The 17,407-nt window shown below is 43.0% G+C and carries 14 protein-coding genes; 2 read left to right on the top strand and 12 right to left on the bottom strand.

Going from position 1 to position 17,407, the window contains the following annotated elements; translation table 11 throughout:
* Positions 1-21: 21 nt before the first annotated feature.
* The 8 genes from FD725_RS24390 to FD725_RS24355 form a co-directional block, all read right to left on the bottom strand.
* Positions 22-687, bottom strand: a complete 666-nt coding sequence (locus tag FD725_RS24390) for an HAD-IA family hydrolase (RefSeq protein WP_179050539.1) — start codon at positions 685-687, stop codon at positions 22-24.
* Positions 688-735: 48 nt separating this feature from the next.
* Positions 736-1,614: a bile acid:sodium symporter family protein gene (locus FD725_RS24385; RefSeq protein WP_179050538.1), complete on the bottom strand. Its 879-nt coding sequence runs from the start codon at positions 1,612-1,614 to the stop codon at positions 736-738.
* 331 nt (positions 1,615-1,945) lie between these two features.
* Complete coding sequence (locus tag FD725_RS24380; RefSeq protein WP_179050537.1) at positions 1,946-4,288, bottom strand: arylsulfatase; 2,343 nt, start codon at positions 4,286-4,288, stop codon at positions 1,946-1,948.
* Complete coding sequence (locus FD725_RS24375; RefSeq protein ID WP_256871733.1) at positions 4,278-5,282, bottom strand: formylglycine-generating enzyme family protein; 1,005 nt, start codon at positions 5,280-5,282, stop codon at positions 4,278-4,280. Before FD725_RS24375 ends, FD725_RS24380 begins: the two co-directional genes overlap by 11 nt.
* A gap of 206 nt (positions 5,283-5,488) precedes the next feature.
* Positions 5,489-7,096 (bottom strand): FAD-dependent oxidoreductase, encoded by a 1,608-nt coding sequence (locus tag FD725_RS24370; protein WP_179050536.1) that lies wholly within the window; start codon positions 7,094-7,096, stop codon positions 5,489-5,491.
* Positions 7,097-7,173: 77 nt separating this feature from the next.
* The gene (locus FD725_RS24365) at positions 7,174-8,220 is read right to left on the bottom strand and encodes an ABC transporter substrate-binding protein (protein ID WP_179050535.1); all 1,047 of its coding nucleotides are present in this window, start codon (positions 8,218-8,220) and stop codon (positions 7,174-7,176) included.
* 32 nt (positions 8,221-8,252) lie between these two features.
* Positions 8,253-8,651 (bottom strand): ferredoxin family protein, encoded by a 399-nt coding sequence (locus tag FD725_RS24360; RefSeq protein WP_179050534.1) that lies wholly within the window; start codon positions 8,649-8,651, stop codon positions 8,253-8,255.
* Complete coding sequence (locus FD725_RS24355; protein ID WP_179050533.1) at positions 8,648-10,276, bottom strand: FAD-dependent oxidoreductase; 1,629 nt, start codon at positions 10,274-10,276, stop codon at positions 8,648-8,650. The genes FD725_RS24360 and FD725_RS24355 overlap by 4 nt, the downstream gene beginning before the upstream one ends.
* 1,230 nt (positions 10,277-11,506) lie before the next feature.
* Between FD725_RS24355 and FD725_RS24350 the strand changes: the two genes are divergently transcribed.
* Together FD725_RS24350 and FD725_RS24345 are read left to right on the top strand one after the other, a co-directional pair.
* Entirely contained in the window at positions 11,507-12,550 is a 1,044-nt protein-coding gene (locus FD725_RS24350) for an aliphatic sulfonate ABC transporter substrate-binding protein (protein ID WP_179050532.1), read from the top strand.
* A gap of 194 nt (positions 12,551-12,744) precedes the next feature.
* Positions 12,745-14,556 (top strand): vanadium-dependent haloperoxidase, encoded by a 1,812-nt coding sequence (locus FD725_RS24345; protein ID WP_179050531.1) that lies wholly within the window; start codon positions 12,745-12,747, stop codon positions 14,554-14,556.
* Between the two features lie 157 nt (positions 14,557-14,713).
* On the opposite strand, the gene FD725_RS24340 is transcribed toward FD725_RS24345, so the two are convergent.
* The 4 genes from FD725_RS24340 to FD725_RS24325 all read right to left on the bottom strand — a co-directional run bounded on the left by FD725_RS24340 (position 14,714) and on the right by FD725_RS24325 (position 17,217).
* Positions 14,714-15,052 (bottom strand): XisI protein, encoded by a 339-nt coding sequence (locus FD725_RS24340; RefSeq protein WP_179050530.1) that lies wholly within the window; start codon positions 15,050-15,052, stop codon positions 14,714-14,716.
* Positions 15,040-15,456, bottom strand: coding sequence for a XisH family protein (locus FD725_RS24335; protein WP_179050529.1), 417 nt, complete (start codon positions 15,454-15,456; stop codon positions 15,040-15,042). Before FD725_RS24335 ends, FD725_RS24340 begins: the two co-directional genes overlap by 13 nt.
* A gap of 65 nt (positions 15,457-15,521) precedes the next feature.
* Positions 15,522-15,764, bottom strand: a complete 243-nt coding sequence (locus tag FD725_RS24330) for a hypothetical protein (protein WP_179050528.1) — start codon at positions 15,762-15,764, stop codon at positions 15,522-15,524.
* Between the two features lie 112 nt (positions 15,765-15,876).
* Positions 15,877-17,217: an HNH endonuclease gene (locus FD725_RS24325; protein ID WP_179050527.1), complete on the bottom strand. Its 1,341-nt coding sequence runs from the start codon at positions 17,215-17,217 to the stop codon at positions 15,877-15,879.
* Between the last annotated feature and the right edge of the window lie 190 nt (positions 17,218-17,407).

Below are 17,407 nucleotides of genomic sequence, written 5' to 3'. Positions count from 1 at the left end.
ATTTTACCATAAGAACAATAATTAGATATTATTGAATATTGATGAGCGATCGCATTTCATTAAGTAAATTTTATCAAGCCGTTTTGCTAGATATTTCATATCAGAAAATACATTGTTTTCTGCCTCTACTTCCTCCTCATGACAATATTTCAAAGCATAGATTCCTGCTGAATGTGCGGCTTGAATTCCAACATCGCTATCTTCAATCACAACACAAGATTCGAGCGAGAATCCCATTTTACTTGCTGCATATAAAAACAAACCGGGATGGGGTTTCCACGAGCCTACTTCATAAGAACTAAACAAGCGATTGCCAAAATAATGTGACAGACCAGTTACACTTAAAGCCTTGCGAATTTTGGCTATGGGCGCACTTGAAGCTATACAAACAGGATATTCCAAGGTTTTTAGCATCTCTGGCACGCCTGGTATTGGTTGCAAATAAAATTCAAATAATTCATCTACTCGGTGACGATATGTTGCCTCAAAATCTATCGGCAGTTTTTCGCCATACCTCTTTTCTATGTCAGCTAAAATTAAAGCTAACTTTCTGCCACGATATCTAAGAATCAGACTTTCAACCGACTCATGGATAAAAGGTAGCAAATCGATAAATGCTTGGTTACAAAGTCGCTCACTATCAACTAACGTTCCATCTAAATCAAAAATGACACAAAGATGCTTCATGTTCTCTCAAATTTTCAGTGGAATTTTTGAATTTTGAATTTTGAATTGTTAACCTGTCACCTCTACTTGCTGACTCTCTGCATCTTGTGGTTTGTCTATTTCTATAAATCTTGGCCCGGCAATGAGAACTATCACCATCATTAATAAACTCGTCACCATAATGATGCTGACCACGCTGGGATCTTCAAAATTACTTGTACCTACTAATAATGCAGCAGCAAAATTACGTTGGGCTGTTCCCACTCCTAACACTCGTTGAGTGTCAATACCTGGCCCGCCTAAAAGATAACCAACGCTAAAGGAAAAGATAATAAATACTGCACAAACAAAGATTACACCTGTTTTTAATAAATCGATAATATCGTTGGTGTGCATGATTAATCTGACTACTAAACCTAAAAGGAGTCCAGCATTAGATAATTTAAATAAAATTGGTTGCATAATGGGAGCGATCGCAGAAAATTTAGCTTTGATGAATAGTCCAATTACTAACGGACTAATCATCATCAATAACAAAGGTTTGCCAATGTCCCAAGAGTTGATTTGCACACCTTGCACGACTAAAGGTAGTACTATCGGCATATAAAAAATAGTGCCAAGCATCAGCAACATCATTAATCCTACAGAAAAGGCTATGTTACCTTTAACTATTTGGGCAAGTTTAGGCAATGCAGGCGGGCCTGATGCTACAGCCATGACAAGTAAACCATCTTTGAGGGCTTCACTTAGGGGTACTATTTGTACTAGCAAATAGATAAAACTTGGCACTAAGACAAAATTTGCTAACAAAGACAAGATAACTAGTCTAGGGCTACGGAGTGGTTCCCAGATTTGTTTGATGGTTAAACCTAAACCTGCACCTAACATGGTGAACACAATAAATGTGAATAGTGCAAGTTTATCGATTATTACTAATATTTCATTCATGATTTATAAGGGATTGGGGATTGGGGACTGGGGATTGGGGACTGGGTAGAGGAGCAGATGTATTAGAACTTCATTAAGATCCAGAGAGTCAACAATGAAGCTTTGACACTCATTAATGAGGCTTAGAACTCCGTTTATCCATCTCAAAAGCTTCTTCCCGGATTTCTCATCAGACTTATTAAACTGAGGTTTTCTCTTTGTCCAAAGATTGTAGGGGCGGGTTCATTAAGATCATTGTTAATCATTAATCATTTCTGTAAACCCGCCCCTACCGCTTGTGAGAAATGCGGGTTCTTCCCAATCCCCAATCCCCAGTCTCCAGTCCTCAGTACTACTTCAACTCCAGGCTGACTTGTTGTAAGTTACCTGTGAAGGCAAAGGGTACTTCATAAGTGTCAACCACGGGAGTACCTGTATCTTTACCAACATCAAAGGTTTCGTCTAGGGCTAAACGGTAAGCAATAGTTTTATCAACTCGCCCTTCGGCTACTTGTTGATCGTTAATGAATAATTTGCCGATGCCGCCTGCACCTACACCACCGTCATAATCAAAGTCGAATCGGATGGTAGATTTACCGGAAGGTAATTTTTCTGGTGATTGAATGGTGTAGCGGGCAGTATTGGCATAGTTGTAGATGTATGTAGGTTTACCATCCTCAAGGAAAAAACTCCAACCGGCAAAGCGACCGCCTTGAGTTAAGAGGATACCTTCTGCCTCTTTTTCGGGAATTTCTACGTTAGCTGTAATAGTGAAAGAGCGATTTTTCAGATTTGGGGCGCTACCTTCTGGGATGCTGACTGTACCAGGATAGTAGGTGAATGTTGTCCGTCCTCTGGTGAGGCTGGGGCGAATTTTCACATCAAATCTTTCGGCAGTGCGATCGTCTAGTGGTAATACTTTATGCTTTTTGGCTTCTTTTAAAAACAACTTTTGCAGTTTTTCTAGCTTGTCGGGGTTTTCCTTGGCTAGATTATTCGCCTCGCTAAAATCTGCGGCAATGTTGTACAGTTCCCACTCATCTGTATCAAAGCTGCCTTTTGCGGTTCGTTCCCAAGGTAAGCGACCATGACGCGCAGCTGCTATCCAACCTTGATCATAAATGGCTCGGTTGCCCAGCATCTCAAAATACTGGGTCTTTCTACGGGAAGTCGCATCAGGGTTGTCAAAGGTATAAGCGAGGCTAGTACCTTCGACTGGTTGTTGCTTAACGCCGTTCACTTCTTTGGGGACAGTAATTCCCGCTACTTCTAAGATGGTAGGAGCAATATCAATTACATGGTGGAATTGGCTGCGAATGCCGCCTTGGTCTTTGATATTTGCACCCCAGGAAATTACCAGGGGATTGCGAGTCCCGCCAAAGTGAGAGGCGATTTGCTTTGTCCATTGGAAGGGGGTGTTAACTGCCCATGCCCAAGCCGCCGGAAAATGGTTGAATGTTTTGGGGCTACCCAAGTCATCATAAGCAGCTAGCAGTTGTTGCAGATTTTCGGGTACACCATTGAAAACTTGCAGTTCGTTGACACTACCTGTTAATCCGCCTTCGGCACTAGCACCGTTATCTCCCACTACGTAAATGACTAAGGTGTTATCCAGTTCTCCTAGTTGGTCAACGGCATTAATTAACCTGCCTACTTCATCATCTGTATGACCTAAAAATCCCGCAAATACTTCGGCCATGTGGGCATAGAGTTTTTGCTGTTCTGGGGAGAGGGAATCCCAGGCTGGTAGTTCTTGGGGGCGGGGGGTGAGTTGGGCATTAGCAGGAATTACGCCCAATTGTTTTTGTCGGGCAAAGGTTTCCTCGCGTAATTTATCCCAGCCTTGGTCAAATTTGCCTTTGTATTTATCAATCCACTCTTTAGGCGCGTGGTGGGGTGCGTGGGTAGCGCCGGTGGCGAGATAGGCGAAAAAGGGTTTTTCTGGGGCTATGGATTGTTGATTGCTAATCCAGGCGATCGCATGGTCTACTAAGTCAGGAGTCAGGTGATAATTTGGCTTGTTGGGTTTGTCTACACGTTGAGTGTTTTCTACCAAGGCGGGACTCCATTGGTTAGTATCACCACCAAGGAAGCCGTAAAAATACTCAAATCCTAACCCTGTCGGCCAGCGATCAAAAGGCCCCGCAGCACTGGTTTCAAAGTCTGGTGTATTGTGCCATTTACCGAAAGCAGCAGTATTATAACCATTTTGTCGCAGCACTTCGGCAACGGTGGCAGCACTTTTAGGCAAAATCGTGGTGTAGCCGGGATAACCCGTAGCTAATTCCTCAACTACCCCTGTATTGACTGAATGGTGATTGCGTCCAGTTAACAAAGCTGCCCTGGTAGGCGAACACAGGGCTGTGGTGTGAAATTGGTTGTAGCGCAATCCTCTTTCGGCTAGGCGTGTCAAATTTGGAGTGTCTACCGGGCCGCCAAAGGTACTAGCTTGTCCAAAGCCCACATCATCTAGTATGACTAGCAAAACATTGGGGGCGTTGGCTGGGGCGGTGATGGGTTGGGGAAAGTCTGGTTGTGAATCTTTGTAGGTGAGGCCGATTTTGCCCTTAAACTCTGGTAGAGGCAGGGGTAAAACCTCAGATTTAGCTGCTAGGGCAGGGCTATTGATCGTTAATATAGCAATCAGCAAAGATAAAGCGATCGCCCTGACAATTTCTAAAAACTTAAACTTCATTCTTCATCCTTTCTCTAGTCAGGTTCTTCACTAAGCGAAATCCGATATGAGTGGTTCCCGTATCCGGGGCTTGAGATTCTCGCGCTGCTGGACGAAAGCGGCTGCAATAGTTGGGCGCACACAAATAAGAGCCACCTTTAATTACATGTAGGGCGGTTTCTGTAGGTTTGTTGGGGTCAAAACTTTGTTCTGGGCCTTGGGGATTGAGACTGTGGGTTTTATGGTTGTGTCCTGGCATAAACCAATCTGATGTTAATTCCCAAACATTACCCGTCATGTCATAAACTCCATAACCGTTAGGCAAAAAGGAACCTACGGGGGCAATACCTGCATAACCATCTTTTTGGGTATTGAAAAAGGGAAATATTCCTTGCCAAGTGTTGGCTTTTTTTTCAGAGTACTGATTTCCCCAAGCGTAGGTTGCATTATTTAACCCACCACGGGCGGCGTATTCCCACTGGGCTTCAGTGGGTAGTGATTTTCCTGCCCATTGGGCGTAAGCTACAGCGTCTTCATAGGCAATATGAACGACTGGATAGTTATCTTGATACGTAATGCCACTTTCTTTACCAAATGGATGTCGCCAATTCGCCCCAGCCTGCCAATGCCACCAACTTAGTTGTTTTGCTCCTGGTTGTGCTATTGCAAACACTAATGAACCGGGTAATCTCTGCTCATCTGGTAAGTCAGGAAACTGTTCCTTTGATAAAGAGCGCTCTGCAACTGTCACATAGCCTGTTGCTTTGACAAACGCTGCAAATTGGGAATTTGTCACCTCATATTTATCAATACAAAAGGAATTAACTCTTACCTCTTGAGCCGAGAGTTCCTCTATATAACCGGAATTATCCGACCCCATCGTGAATTTCCCACCAGAAATCATTACCATTGCTGGGGGACAGGGATTTACAGTAGCGGCAAAGGCAGGAGGAATGATGAAGGCGATCGCTACTCCTATCACCAATAACAGTGCTAAAAAACTTTTCCTGAACACAATGGTATTGACTGCTAACAAAAAAAACTAAAATTTAGACTCAAATACTTGATAACGCAACTATAGTAAATTGACCTGAAAAACACTCTGCGTTACTCTGCGCTAACCTCCTCACTCCTCTGCGTTCAAAAACTACAGATAGATAATAAGAAGAAATAAGGCTATTACCTCACTTCTTCCTACCTCAAAAGTGTGCATCAATAAAATCACACAGTTACTAATTCCCGCTTGGCAACTACGGACTCAGGCTTGACCCAAATCTTATCCAACCCACCACTCAACAATCGATACTGCTGATGAGGATCTTGTTCGGGAAAATCTTCGCGTTTGTGCATACCTCTAGTTTCCTGACGTTGCAGACCACTGTTGTACATCCAACGCGCAGTTGCAACCATCGCTACCGCTTCCCGCGATCGCACAATTTGGCTATCATCTGGTGTATGGCTATGACGGATTTCTTGCCAGAGGTGATTGAGTCTATCAAGAGATGCACTTAAACCTGTAGCAGTACGGAAAAGGTTGCGGTCATAGGGGAAAACTTCAGCTTGAGTTGCGGCGATCGCTTCATCAGGTGAAAATTTACTATTACCTTCACCATGTAATCCCGCTTCCCCCACACCCTGTACACTGCGCTGAGTGGCGTGTTTCCCCAAACTCAAGACATAGTTAGCAGCAGATTGTCCAGACCAATAGCCAGAAGACATTGCCCAGGCTGCATTGTGACTACCTCCGCCTGTGAAACCACCACAGATTAATTCTCTAGTAGCTGCATCTCCCGCCGCATAAAGTCCATTTACTGAGGTAACACAGGTATAATCTGCAATTTTAATTCCGCCAGTACCGCGTACAGTTCCTTCCAAACGTAGAGTTACAGGGAATCGTTGAGTAAAGGGGTCAATCCCAGCGCGATCAAAAGGCACAAAGAAGTTAGGCTGAGATGCTCGCATCCAAGCTTTTGTTTGCCCATCCATATTTTGATCCAGACGTGCATAAACTGGCTGATTCAGTAATGTTTTAGCAATTACAGAACGACCGCGCTTAGAACCTGCACCCTCAATTACCGTGCCATCTTCATAGGTGAAAGAAGCCCAATCATAATAACGAGTCTTAGTTACAGAAGAAAAAGCCGGAGAAATTGCATAAGCATTAGAAAATTCCATCCCAGAGAAATCAGCACCCGCCTCAGCCGCCATCAATAAACCATCTCCCGTCAGGACATTACAACCAAGCGCCTTACTCAAGAAAGCACAGCCACCAGTCGCAATCACAACCGCCCCGGCTCGGACTGTCCAACGTTCTCCAGATTGGCGATTAATCCCTTTAGCCCCAGCCACAGAGCCTTCTATGTCTACCAACAACTCCAAAGCTGGACTGTGGTCTAAAATTTTTACACCTGCTTGCTTAATTCTTCTCCGCATAAACCGCATATAATCCGGCCCTTGCAAAGAACGACGGATCACGTTGCCGTCAGCATCCACACTGAAAGGATAGCCCTCATCTGCCAAAGAGTTAATGTTGTCGTAGGTGCGATCTAACACCCTAGTCATCCAATGACGATCTGCCAGAAAGCCTCCCATTGCTTCCCGACTCGCCATTGCTGCTTCCCGTTGTTCTGGATCTGGTGGAACATACCACACACCGTTCCCAGAAGCGGCAGCTGCCCCACTTGTACCGCAGTAACCCTTGTCTACTAAAACAACTTTTGCCCCACTAGTTGCAGCACTCCAAGCAGCCCAAGTACCAGCCGGGCCGCCACCGATAATTAATACATCGGTAACTAAATCTAGATGAGAAGCATCTTGACGGATATTCATGGAACTTACTCCTTATGTAAGAAAAGGGGAAGGGTAAAACTTCCCCAAAAATGCGAGAGTAGCGCTGACAGAAACTTTTAGGGATGAGGAATTTGCCAATCTTTGATCTCAAAATCAGACTTCAACAATTTCTGATCTAAGAGAAACTGCTTTGTGGAATTTAAAAGTTTCAATCCTTCTGGTGTAAAAGGTTCAGTAGGATAAAGGTCTAGGGGATAGGATTCTTTAGCGATCGCCAACGCCACATTCCCACTTGCTTGAGCCGCAAACTGATAAAATTCCTCTGGATTAGCTTTGATTTCCTGTAATGCCGCCTTTCTAGCTTGATTCCACTTTTGCGGTAGTTCTGGGTGTTGAGAGAGGAAATTTTCCGTCACCACACTGACCCCCGTCCCCACTAATCCTTGATGATCTTTCGCTTGATCAATCGCTGGAAATCCTTGAGAAACTAACGTTGGCCCTGCTCCCATAGCAAATGGATAAGCCGAAATATGGCCTCTTTCTAATGCAGGTTTAGCATCAGCCGAAGGAATCTGTACTACCTTCACATCCTTGGTCAGTCCCTCTTTTTCCAGCAAACCCATCAGATAGCGATGAGGGTAAGTGCCTTTAGCAACTCCGATCTTTGTACCTTTAAGTTGTGCAACTGAGCGTACACCGTTTTTATTAGTAATTAGCCAAGCATTCTGCCCAACTCTCGTCTGATTAATCAATCGCGTGGGAAGACCGGCTGCTTTACCAACTAAGGCTGGTGTATCTCCATACAAACCCATATCTAATTGACCACTAACTAAAGCTTCGTTCAACGCTGGGCCACCGACAAAGGGAATAAACTTCACTTCAGTCACACCCAGACTTTTGAGCGCAGGTGTCAAGGTTCCCTTGTGCAATGCCCAACCCTCTGGGCCAATAGGTAATTTACTTTCGGAACTAATAAACCCAACTCGTAAAACGAGAGTTTTCGCCTCTCCCGAATTTCCCCCAGTATTGGATGAAGCTACTGCTAAGTTGTTAGACTGGCTTGGTTGAGAAGCACAACTGGCAAGACTAGATAAAAGTGCCACAGTTGTCACTGAAGCCAAAAAACGATGTAGAAAACTGCGCTCAAGTGCATCGGTACTCATAGATTGGAACTAGAAAACTTCTCAATTAGGAATTACGAATTAGTTTGCTGGGTTCCCCAAGGAAGAATTCTGCCTTGAGCATCTGTAGGCAAATTATTACTACTTTGCATAACTGGATAGTAGTAAGCAGACTTCTCATTTTTAGCAGCCGGTGTACGCCCTTTACCCCAGCCCACATTTTTTCGATAACTGCCAAGTAACCCAGAAGCGATCAAAGTCTCCTCATCTACCGCTACTGATTCTTCAGCGTTAGGATCGACATACAGCGCATCTACAGGACAATACAGTTCGCACATATAACAAGTTTGACAATCGCTCTGGCGAGCAATTTTCGGCGCACTTCCGGGTACGGCATCAAACACATTGGTAGGACAAGCAGTGATGCAAAGATTACATTTAATACAGCGAGATTCACTGACTAATTCAATCACAGTGCTACTAACTCCTTTTTCACAACTTCTTGTTCAGGTTTGACCCAGACTTGATCCAATCCACCACTAATCAACCGATATTGCTGATTAACATCTTGCTGGGGAAAATCCTGGTGCTTGTGCATTCCCCGCGTTTCTGTCCTGGCTTGTGCTGAAGTATACATCCATCGGGCAGTGGCAACCATTGCCGCCGCTTCTCTGGCTGGTAATACTTGGTTATCTGTTGGAGCAGTACTAGAACGGATTTCTCGCCATAAACTATGCAATCTTGCTAGTGAATCGCTCAAGCCTTTTTCGGTACGGAAGAGATTGCGATCGTAAGGTAATACTTCAGCTTGGGTAGCTTGGATAACTTCTTGGGGGTCAAAAGTGTGATTATTTTCACAACTAACTCCCGCCTGTCCAATTGAATGCGATCGCCGTTGATTGCCTTTGTCCCCTAATTGACGAGCATAGCTAGCCGCAGCTTGTCCTGACCAATAGCCAGAAGAGGTTGCCCAAGCCGCGTTGTAACTACCACCACCTGTAAAGCCACCACAGATTAATTCCCTTGTGGCTGCATCACCAGCTGCATAGAGTCCGGGTACGGAGGTTGCACAAGAATGATCAACAATCCGAATGCCGCCAGTACCTCTGACTGTACCTTCTAAACGCAGAGTTACAGGGAAGCGTTGGGTGAAGGGATCTATACCTTTGCGGTCAAATGGTAAAAAGAAGTTGTGCTGAATAGTTCGCATCCAAGTTCGTACTTGTTCTGGAGTTTCATGGAGACTACAGTATACGGGCTGATTTAGTAATGTTTTGGCAATTACAGAGCGTCCCCGTTGAGAACCAGCACCTTCAATCACTGTTCCATCTTCATAGGTGAATGTTGCCCAACGATAGAAAGCTCCTTTGGTGACAGAAGCAAAGGCAGGAGTGAGAGCATAAGAATTAGAAAATTCCATCCCGGATAATTCCGCCCCGGCTTCAGCCGCCATTAAATAACCATCTCCCGTGAGAACATTACAACCGAGGGCTTTACTCAAAAAAGCACAACCACCAGTGGCAATGACTACTGCTTTGGCTCGGACTGTCCAACGCCCACCTGCTTGACGACAAATTCCTTTCGCCCCAGCTACTGCTCCCGCTTCGTCTACCAGCAATTCCAACGCTGGGCTATGGTCAAGAATTTGCACTCCGGCTTTCTTGACTTGCTTACGCATCAGACGCATATATTCTGCACCTTGCTGGAGGGAACGATAGTATGGTTGTCCTTGTTGGTCAGAGGGAAAGGGATAACCCCAACTACCTAATTGATACAAATTGCTATGAGTCCGGTCTAGAACTCGCTCCATCCAATCTCGCTGTGATAAAAAGCCTCCCAACGCTTCCCGACTTGCCATAGCAGTTTCTCGTTGCTCAGGGTTAGCTATATACCACACACTAGTCCCACCAGAGGCAGTTGCACCACTAGAGCCACAATAGCCTTTGTCTACCAGAACAACCCGGACTCCACTAACCGCCGCCTGGTAAGCTGCCCAAGCACCAGCCGGCCCACCGCCGATAACTAAAACATCAGCCTCTAAATCTAGATGGGAGTCATCAGCAAATGATTGCTCAGTCACTAATTGATTGACACTCACTAGCTCTCACTCCTTGATTTATAGAAAGGAATATTGTTAAGTCCACAGATATGACTAGCCAAATTTATCTGTGGATAAGTTTTGGAAGACCTAAAATACTTAATTTGTACGGTAATACAAACATTTTTTGTAAAATACTAATCATCGACCGATTTAACGGTGATTGATTTAGCAGTATTGCATGGTGCTAGAGAAAATTCAAGCCTTTCGCTATCAAAATATATGATTACCTGAATTTATTGTTGACAAATAGTTAGTTAAGCTAAATATAGCCCAAAGTAGTCTATGTTCACCGAAAGTACAAGTGAGACATGGCAAAGCAAAGGGCTGACAGTAAACTTAGCGCATCACTAATCAGTATTGAGATTGTAGCGAATACTACTCAAGACACTGCGTCCTTATATCCAGCCCCTCAATTTATTGATGACCTTCCCTACATCCTTACACCAATTCACTAAAAATCTGATACAGATCCAAACACGGAAACCCTTGTATAACCAGGCTTTCTTAATTTTGAATTTTGCGTTCGCGTAGCGTGTCGAAGACAAAAGTTCTGTAGGCGGGTTTCCCGCCGTAGGAACGCCACTTGCTATAAGCCGGGAAACCCGACGGCAGTTGCTACAAGTCGGCAAAGCCGCCCAATGCACTGCCTCTCCAACGCAGTGGCTCAACTTTTCAAGACGAATTTTGTTAGCGCAGCGTTAGCGAGTCCGCGATAGCGCAGCGTTAGCGACGCTCCTGCGTCGCGTCATTTTGAATTGGTATTACACCCCTGATTCGTGACGCTGTTGTTGCCAAGCGGCTTATTGTTGTTCCAGGTTTGTTGGACGAGTAATTTCAAAAATCAAATACTAGTCTCGTAGCACATAACATCACAAGAATTAGTATCACTCCTACTTGATTTTTATAGTTGTTTATGAGAGAGTCTATTTCAATAAAATACTGTAAGTCGATAAACTTATAGTAGTTAACATTTGTTAGCAGACACGTAATCATTCAATGAGACTCGTATTTGATTTTTGTTAGCGTAGCTTGCGCTTGCATATAAAAACTCAGTACAAGTCAGAGAACTTCTTTCTTATTACCTATAAGCGAGGCTTAATTCTCAACAATATGCAGCGATTATGCCTGAGCATATTAGTAATTGGTAGAGCAAATTTGGCATTTTGTAACTCCTAGCGATCGCGGCTAGGAGACTCACTCGTTACGTCAAAAATATATACTCTTGCAATGAACACACCATTTGTTTATCAACGGCGTAAATTCTTTAAACAGCTTGTACAGTACTCAGCATTAGGATTATTTGCGCTATCAACACCCTTGGTAGGTGGTTTATTACAAAATACCCAAGCCCAAACCCGACGAGGATTTGTTGCCAAAGAAATCAACCTGGCTTATCAAACTTCTGGTGATATTGTCAAAGTCAGAAAAGTTGTAGAGCCAAGGTTTAAAGCTTTGGGTGTCAAAGTGAATTGGGTAGGGCCATTCCCAGCCGGGCCGCAGTTGATAGAAGCAATGAACGCAGGTAGAGTTGATATTGGTAATGTGGGAGAAACACCGCCAATATTTTCCCAAGCCGCAGGCATCACAGAAGTTATTTATATTGCTGGACGCACTCCTAGTCGCGGTCAAAACCAAGGTATTGTAGTCAGAGCTGATTCTCCGATTAAAAAAGTAGCTGATATTAAAGGGAAAAAAGTGGCTTTTCAGAGGGGATCAAATGCACATTATTTACTAGCAAAAGCTTTGCAAGAAGTAGGCTTAAAAATTAGTGATGTGCAAATTGTTGGTTTGACTCCATCGGAAGCACGTGATGCTTTCATTCAAAACAAAGTGGAGGTTTGGGTAGCTAGTGACCCATTCTTAGCTTTGGTGGAAAAAATTATCCCAATTCGCAATTTGCGGAATGCAGCTAAAATTAACACATTGGGTGGATTTTATCTCGGCAGACGTACATTTGCCACGCAAAATCCGGAATTGGTAAGGGTGTTTTTAGAAGAAGCAGATAAGGTAGGTGAATGGGCAGAAAAAAATCCCACCGAAGTTGCCAAGGCTTTTGCACCGGAACTGAAATTGGAAGTAGCAGTTTTAGAAAAGGTAGCACGCCGACGTACTTATCGCTTAAGAAGACTCTCACCTGCGATTATTGCTGAACAACAACGGGTAGCTGATTTTTACTTTCAAGAAAAAATCATTCCCCGCAAAATAAACATTCAAGATGCACTACTACCTCCTCAATTATCAGCAGCAATTACACCCAAGCGCCTCAAATGATGAAATTAAAGGTGATTTTTAACTTTCTTGGCGGCTTGCTTAGTTTGTAACCCTTGGGTTACAAATCTTTTTTAGCTATCTTTCTTGACCAGACATAGTGAAAATTCAAGTATTGGGCAAGTTTTGTGATGTTAAAACTACCTTTACTTGGTATTAGTTTGTGTCTTTATTTTCTAACAATGGAGATTTATATTATGCAACCTTCTCAAGCAGATAGACAAGAGCAGAACGAAACCACAAATCCTCAATCTCGTGGTAGTAAAAAAAGACGTGGCAGACTTTTTGGGCAAGACGGTGTTAGTAGACGTTCATTTATCAGTCATGCTGGTTTATTTACTGCTACTAGCGTTGTGACTGGGATCATCGGTTCGTCTTTCTCTGGTTCCAAGCAGGGAGATATTGCACAAGCTAGAGAAATTGCTCAGGGTAGATATCGTGTTCGAGATTTTAACTATATAAAGTTTCGTCAGCAAGCCTTTCAAGTGCGTCTCCAAGCAGCGCAAAATAATCGGCAAATTGAGATCCCACCCCATCCTACCAACGGCGATGAGGAACGCTATGCCAACAAAATAGCTACAGACACGAGGGGATTGCCACACGATCAAAGAGGCGAAGTTGATTTGCAAGCATATGATTCTTTGACTAGGGCATTAACAACACAGAACCCAGATGACTACGAAAGGATTATTTTGGGTGGTACAAGGAAGTTAGTGAATCCTCAAGGGCCGTTGGCAATTAGTTTAGAAGGAATCAATGCTTCTCAGATAGCAGTTCCGCCGCCACCAACTCTAGATAGTGGAGAACAAGCGGTGGAGGCGATAGAACTCTACTGGCAGGCTTTATTAAGGGATGTACCTTTTAATCGATTCGAGCAAGATCCGAATGTCGCCGCAGCGATCGCCGAACTCAATAGCCTGCCAGAATTCCGAGGGCCAAAACAGAATGGTTTTGTCACTCCGCAAACTTTATTTCGTGGTAGCGTTATCTATGTTGATCAGCGCGATCGCTCAGGTAGGACAGCAAAATACGTTACTCCTCCAGGAGTGCTAGATGGCCCCCACATTTCCCAATTCTTGCTACGGGAAATCCCTTACAATACTCAATTCATTTCACCCTTGATTCGTACTGCTCTAGCTGGTAGGGATAATGATTTTCTCACTAATTACAATGAATGGCTAACTGTCCAGAATGGGGGTAGTTCTGGCAAGTCCATTAAGTTCGATCCCACACGCCGTTTTGTTTTCACTGTTCGGGATCTGAGCGAACTATCACGTATTGGTGGGGCTTTGTTCTTTGGCGCTTTGTTAATTCTCAATAGCATTAGCGCACCGTTAAATCCAGGAAATCCCTATATCAACTCCAAAACTCAAGTTGGTTCTGCGGCTACCTTTGCATCAGCACATTTTCAAGCCTTACTCAACTTAGCTCCCTCACGGGCAATCAGAGCTTCCTATTGGCAAAAGTTTTATGTACATCGACGTTTACGACCAGAAGCTTATGGTGGATTAGTCTATAACAACCTTGTCAATGGAACTAGTTATCCGATTAATTCCCAAGTCTTCAATTCCACAGCCTTAGCTCGCACCTTTAGCACTTTTGGTACTTATTTGTTACCCCATGCTTATCCAGAAGGCGCACCATTGCACTCTTCTTACACTGGTGGTGCTGCTTCGATTGCAGGTGTACAAGCTACGTTGTTGAAAGCCTTTTTTAATGAGAATTTTGTCATTCCCAATCCTGTAGAGCCTGATCCCAATGACCCCACCAAACTACTTCCCTACAGTGGCGCGGTTTTGACAGTCGGTGGTGAGTTGAATAAGCTGGCAACCAACTATTATATCGGTCGTGGTCATGGTGGTATCCATTGGCGTTCCGATGGTGCAGCTGGCTTGGCGTTAGGTGAGGAAGTTGCTATTAGTATTCTCAGAGATGAAAGACTGGGATACAACGAGCGATTTAGCGGTTTTACCTTCACCAAATTTGACGGTACAAGAGTGACTGTCTAAATCCCAGGAATTAGCAAATAATTTAGCAACCCTATTTTATATCTCGCTGTTTTGCTTGATGCGATCGCTACCTATATTGAGCAAGGAAACTCGTGCATTTGTAGGAGAATTCGCTAAAACTTGGCGAATTCTCCATAACCATTTTTACACTGCTGCATCAACCTACAGCAAACTCTGTGTACTGTCGGACATGAGGTGCATGATACGCTAAAACAATGTCCTGCTTTGGCACTCCCTTAGCTGCTAACTGATCTGCAATTGCGTCTTCAGTTCCATCATGTTGCACCCAAATTTTCCCATCGATAATATCAACATGAAGCACACAGCCATAGATGCGGGTACTGCTGTCTTTCCATCCCAGATTTACAAGTTGATAGCGATCGCACTCTCGATCAAAAATTGTCTGACTTTTAATCGGATCGCTGGGAGAGCGCAATTTTGCTCTCTCTATTAGTAACTCTTGAATTAATTGACGATACCAATCTAACTTATCCATTGAGCAACTTCCTGTTTTTTTATGTCGTACACTAATAACGGAATTTGGTTGCGGCGAATCACAGTTTGAATAAATGGATACTTGAAGAAACGCTTGTAAATATCTAATGGAACTGCTAAGTACAATCGTCTATCTGCCTCTTCTTCCTCCAGGGCAATACGATAGTTAATAAATTGTCCAATTGCAATATGAAACTCAGAAATTGTTGAAGCCGCGAGGAAAGTTTTGATTTCTACAGCAATTTTCTCACCGTCTCTCGTTGCTGCAATTAACCTCTCTGCACCTAAATCGATATAAAAATCAACAAATCCTAGATCGATATGGTACGGATCATGAGTAATTGTCCACCCCTCATTCTCAAGGGCGATTTTAACAAGCTCATGAAACGCATCTTTTGCAGGCATGACAGATAAGTCACTAGAAGTTGGAAGCTGCTGCTTAAATTTTATATTCTATTGCTCTTAGGCTACTATGTTTCACGAACAAATTGCAGGCATTCTTCTAAATCGTCGCCTTGCCATGTTCCGGCAAACTTCAATAAATCTACGGCTTTACTTCCTCGTTTAATTGGCGCTAACCGACAAAGTGAGCGATCGCTTTTATTCCCTCTGGTTTGTAAAGCATCTAAAAAATCACTAACCAAGGACAGCTGATCAGGTGGTAGTTGAGCTAGTTGGTCTTCAATTTTTTGGCGTATTTCTGGATATGTCATCAGTACATCACTATATCGATTGCTGATATTATCGACCTCTTAATTTTACAATCCTCAAGCTTATATCTTCATCAGTCCACTACATTGGGATTGTTAAGCTGCGTAAAACACTTTAAATCTTCAAGTCTCTCAAGGTTCGGTCAAATGCTAACTTCATTAGAGCTTCAATATCTGGATCAGTATATAATTTTCCACTATACTGGCTAACCAAAATAGCAAACCCATACTCAAGGAGCTTAGAACGTACTTTAGCCAAGTCTACAGAAGTACCTGTTACTTTACTTACATCTGAGAAAAAGGTCAAAAATAAACTCAAGTATTCCTCTAAAGTTGTTTGCTCAAGGCTTAGGTTTTTCTGATTAATCGTTTCTATTCCTTTGAATAAACGGGCTGTGATTGCGTCAACTGGATAGTAAAACTCCATTAATCCGACAAGCTCATTCCTAAAATATTCAAATATCTTATGAGGAAATGAAAAATATTGAAAATTTAGCAAAGGTACAGTGAGTTGAGTTGAATCAAACTCGGTAAATACTGCTTGAGGTGGCTTTTTAGAACCATAGGTATCTTCAAAAACATAAAGGATAGCATCTGCTCCAGAATAATTTTTAGAAATAACAACAGACCTCTTAACGCGATTAAGGATAGATAACACTCCAACTACCATTTTTGTTGAGGAATTCCAGTATATCTCTACAGAATTATGGTGAACTCCCAAACCTATAAGGCTTGCCGCTTGTTCAGCTATTGAAATTAGTTGTTCACTATGAACTGCAAAAAATCGCCAGTCTCCTTGATTGTACCTAACAAAATCTCGGATTTGCTTAGTCGAGTCGGTACAAACCCATTCAGGCAAGAAGAAGCCAAGACATTTGAGAATTGTGTGTGCTGAAGAGCGATATTGCTCACTAAGATTTAGTTGAAAAGAGGCTGACTGAGGTTTTGCTTCCGTTATATCTGGCTTTGCCTCTATAATTATTTTCTTCAAGTGTTCTTTCTCTTGAATGGAAGGATCTCTTCTCAGCCACTCAGCCATACCACCGCTTTCTATCCAACGTTTGGCTTCACTTTTAGAATTGAAAGCAAGATTTGATTTAATGCGCCCGTCAGGTAAGATTTCGTCTTTAACAAGAGGCTGTTTAAGTTTTAGCTTTGCTCCTTGATCTAAAAAATACTCATTTTCCAAAAAAATCCTCGGTACTTCTTTATGACGTTCTCCCTTAAAAGACCAAGAGTTCATTACCGCTTGTACATATACAGCAAAAGCTACATCTGTTTGACTTGAGAAGTTACTGTTGCACTGATCACAGATTAAATTCCCTGTCTTGTGTGAACCACCCCAAGACGAGTTAAAAATATGCTCCTTACTATTTGCTGGCAGAGAGTTTCCACAGTAGAAACACTTTTTCAGTTCTGATAAGCGTCCAGGTATTCTTTCAAAACGTGTAAACATAGAATAGCTTATGTGACTGTATACTACATTTGTAGTGTAATTCAATAACTTAACATAGCACTTAATTTCTTAAAGCTAAACGCTGAGGCAGCATATTTGAGAGAATAGTTCTACAAGTAGCTTAATAGCCTGAGTACCTATTATACAAAACAATTCTGTATAATCAGCTACTAAAAATTGTTTATAGAGA

The organism is Nostoc sp. TCL26-01 (assembly GCF_013393945.1).
Classification (GTDB): domain Bacteria; phylum Cyanobacteriota; class Cyanobacteriia; order Cyanobacteriales; family Nostocaceae; genus Trichormus.
This window is presented reverse-complemented; position numbering and strand designations above follow the sequence as displayed.